This is a genomic window from Pseudomonas sp., assembly GCF_050739655.1.
GTDB lineage: Bacteria > Pseudomonadota > Gammaproteobacteria > Pseudomonadales > Pseudomonadaceae > Aquipseudomonas.
The window spans coordinates 1-4,030 of the sequence record NZ_JBOIBY010000734.1 but is presented as its reverse complement, the minus strand read 5'-3'; the positions used below and the strand labels follow the sequence as shown (position 1 = coordinate 4,030).

The window sequence follows — 4,030 nt, the reverse complement described above, 5'->3', positions numbered from 1 at the left end:
GTACCGAGGATGAGCATGGTCGCGGTCGGGCGTCGCGATGCGAGTAATCGACTACTTGGATTCGGCTGGGATGGGCTACCCGGCCAGGGCTGGCCGTGAAAAGCGCGGTGGGGCGGAACCACTTTGGCCTAGTCGCATTGAGGTCGCCCCGGGACGCCCTGTGGTGCGGGCTCGCCGTCGACCGGATGCCAACACCGCTCCAGCATGCAGGGCAGTGGATGGCGGGGCGAGCGGCTGGCCGGCTGCCGTAGAAGTTGTATGAGAACGCCATGGGCTGCCGCGGATAGGTTGGACGGAGTCAGACAGGATGGACGGTTGGCCCGCGCCAGGCGGGACGACGCACCGATACAAGGACTGCGACGGGTTCCATTTAGCCCATAACCCAAGCGTCCACCGACATGGACACCGGACACCGCGCCCCGGGTGCCACCGGGCGCAGCCTTCCAGATCGGCGCCTAACATGATCATCATCAGCGAGTCGTCAGCGGAAGCAACGCAACTAGCACGCACGCGCCAATACGCGGCGGCACATCGCCACAGTTCAGCGGCATGCGACAACACTCTCCGGTAGGTGGGTGCATGGTGAATCAGCGTTCGGGACGAAGAGGTCGTGGGGTTAATCCCGCCACCCCGACAGCTTGAATCCCAGTCCAGGAGTCCTCGTGATCGGATTCTGGGCCGTTCCCGCACCCGGATCAGGCCGGGACATACCCAGGAACCGGGTTGCTGATACCGCGTATTAGCGTCCCCAACCTGCAGTGTTGACAACTGCAACACCCCTGCCTAACGTGTGGAGTTGCGTGCACTCCAAACATCCGAAGAAGGAGATTAACGAGGCTCTCGATTACGTCGACCAGCTGGGGTTCACGATCGAACAGACGGCTGCCGGTCACAAGTGGGGTCGGCTCCTGTGGCTGCGGGGCCATGTTCTCGGTCTGGTCGACGCCGAGGGTGCCGTTCAATCATGGCCGGCAGATCCGGAGATGGGCTGATCAGCACCATCACGAGATCGAGGAGGAGGGGCAATGACTGAGTGGACGTTTCGACTGGCCCTCCGCGGCGTCGAGCTGACCGATGACGAGCTCGACGCCCTGTTCGAGGCCGGCTGCGATGACGGCGCCTTCTCCCTGGAGCCAGACGGCACTGTCTTGGGGTTCTTCGACCGGGAAGCATCCACAGAGCAGGATGCCCTGATCTCCGCCATCCTCGACATTGAACAGGCCGGCATCGGTGCTCGGGTGCTCCGGGTCGAGGCCGATGACGACTGGCTGACTGCCAGCGAGATCGCAACGCGAGTCAGTCGCAGCCGCCAGAGCATCGCCCTACTCGCCAGGGGCGAGCGTGGTCCTGGAGACTTCCCCGTCCCCGTTGCCCGCCAGCATTCATCGAACCCACTCTGGAGCTGGTCCGAAGTCGAAACCTGGTTCGAGCGCTACGAACCCCACGCCGTACCGGCACACGCACCAAGGCTCTCATCGGACTTCCTCGCCGAGGTCAACGACCGGCTCGACCTCCGCGAGCGTCTTCGACACTCGCCTGATGCACCATGGCGGTCAAAACTGAACGAAGCACTGCCACTCGGAGCCTGACAGTGGAGTAGCAGTACAGCCGCGAAATACAGCAACGAGGCCGACCAACCCCACCCCAGAACGCCCCTCAACGGCCAGCGACGTGCGAAAACAACCCGGATCGACCGCTCTGCCCGCAGTTCGGGACGAAGAGGCCGTGGGTTCGAATCCCGCCACCCCGACCCATGTTTTCCAAGGTCAGAGGCCAGATTTCCCGCAGGTGGGATCTGGCCTTTTGATCGTTTGACCGTCGGACGAGGCGTCACATGGTGGTCGTGACCGTGGTTGTCTGGCCCCTGCGAGGACGGTGGCGGTGATGTTCCCGATTGCTTGCGCGATCGTGAGTAGGTCAAACGCCGAGTTGAGCGGATCTCCGGACGGGGGGTGGCTCCACCGTCGTGACGAGCAGCGGGCCACGCCGGACATGATCGTTGCGGCAACGTTGTAGTCCACCATAGAGGCTGATCGTTATCTGGACGCCGGGAGTCGTGCTCTGGTGAGCGTCTACGTGCGTTCGTAGCTATTGGTTGAAGGGGATACGTCCGATACTGTGAGTATGGTTCGTTGTGCGGCTGTAGTGGCCGCTTTCTTTGTGTGTCCTGCTTGGGAGACGTGGTGGCCAAACGTAAGTCGTTGCTGGCCAAGATGTATGCCGCGCACCAGAAGACCAAGGAGCAGCGACGTCGTGCGGAGGAGCGAGCCCGCAGAGAGTACGAGGTGGAAGCGCGCCGGTTTGAGGCCCAAGTGGCGAAGGAGGCCGAGCAGCAGCGTCGTGCGGAGGAGCGAGCCGCGCAGGCTCAACTCAAGCAGCAGCAGCAAGCGGAGCGGGCGCGCCAGCAGGCCGCAGCCCAGCAGGAGAAGGAGCGCAGAGCGCAGGCAGCGGCGCAGTTACGTGAGCAGCAGCGCCAGCAAGCGGAGGCAAAGCGGGAACAGCAGAGGCAGGCGGTGGAGGATCGGCTGCTCGCGGTGCAGCGACGGTTGGCGGAGGCCGAGTTCAGAACGGAGGCGGTCCGAGCTCAGATCACAGGCCTTGAGCGGCTGCTCCAGGATCGCAACAGGAGCCTGGTCGCCAGCAGTCGGTGGGCCGAGGATGTCTTCAACACCCAGGGTTCGGAACCGTTCGTGGCTGCGCTGCAACAGGCGCTCGCGATGTCGATCTATCCGGACAACATGCAGGGCTCGTGTGCGGCGATGTACCGGCCCGAGGCTGGTGAGCTGCTGGTCGAGTACGAGTTGCCCCGCCAGAGCGCGGTCCCCATAGTGGCGGCTTATCGGTACGTGAGGTCGAAAGATTTCGTACAGCCGGAACCGCGTAAGGAGGCGGAGATTAAGAAGCTGTACGAAGAGTTGATTGCACGAGTGGCGCTGCGGACGTTGGCCGAGGCGTTCGACATCGCGCCAGTCACGTTGGTCAGCGGGATCGTCTTCAACGGTTATGTCTCGGCCAAGGACCGCGCTACCGGTAAGCCGATCAGACCCTTGTTGATCAGCATCCACGCCACCCGGGACGCCTTTGCTGAGATTCTGCTGGACGAGCCCGAGCTCGATCCAGTGATGTGCCTGCGCGGTTACCTCAACGCCGTGATCTCGCCGCACCCGTATGACTTCGAGGCAGTCCGTCCGGTCATTCAATTCGACCTTTCCAAGTACAAGTTCGTGGAGGAGATGGACGTGGTGGCCGGTCTCGATAGCCGTCCTGACCTGTTGACTCTCAAGCCGGTGGAGTTTGAGCATCTCATCCGTCAGCTGTTCGAGGCAATCGGCATGAAGTCCTGGGTTACCCAGGCATCCCGAGATGAAGGTGTGGACGGAGTCGCCGTCAACGAAGATCCGATCGTGGGTGGGTTGTGCGTCATCCAGGCCAAGCGGTACAGCAAGATCGTCGGCCTGGAGGCGGTCCACGCGTTGGCCGGGGTGATGAACGATAAATGTGCCGCCAAGGGCGTCCTGGTGACCACTTCCTGGGTCGGTAAGGCAAGCAGGGATTTCGCCGCCCGCAACGGCAGAATCGAGATCATCGAGGGCCGCCACCTCAAGGCTATGCTCCTGGAACATTTGGGCCTGGACGTCCTAATCAGCTTGCCGAAGCTGCCGCCCGGCTGGGAACAGAGCGACGTTTTATAGTGGCCCCCTGCAAGGCCGAGCCTTGTTTGGAGCCGTGAAGGTAGCTTGGTTTTGGGTGTATCTTCGCGGCGGAGGGTCGTAGTCGGGTCCAGGTGTGAGGCGGTGTGCCTTTGCCACGTTGTAGCCGCCGGATGTCTCCGTCTCTCGGCCCTTCGGTGGTGCCTCTGGAGTGGAACGGGCCTGATGTCGAGCATCTTGAGTAAGCCTGGATCCTGTAAGGCTCGAAAACTCGATGCAGCGTCCTGACCTGGGTTCCTGGTGTGCTGCCTGGGCATGGATGATCGTCGGATGCTGCTATTGTCGATCTTGTACCGGTTGGTGCGTTGTCTGCTCGGTCT

General features: G+C 62.5%; 2 protein-coding genes. Both read left to right on the top strand.

The features are described 5' to 3' along the window. The first annotated feature begins 1,025 nt into the window (after positions 1–1,025). Entirely contained in the window at positions 1,026–1,589 is a 564-nt protein-coding gene (locus ACRESJ_RS34485) for a hypothetical protein (protein WP_431761881.1), read from the top strand. A 594-nt stretch (positions 1,590–2,183) separates the two neighbouring features. Continuing rightward, on the top strand, positions 2,184–3,692 hold the full coding sequence (locus tag ACRESJ_RS34480; RefSeq protein ID WP_431761880.1) for a restriction endonuclease: 1,509 nt from the start codon (positions 2,184–2,186) through the stop codon (positions 3,690–3,692). Positions 3,693–4,030: the final 338 nt, after the last annotated feature.

Excerpts from the sequence above, each read along its gene's own strand:
- ACRESJ_RS34485 (WP_431761881.1), top strand. The coding sequence starts at position 1,026 with ATGACTGAGTGGACGTTTCGACTGGCCCTCCGCGGCGTCGAGCTGACC.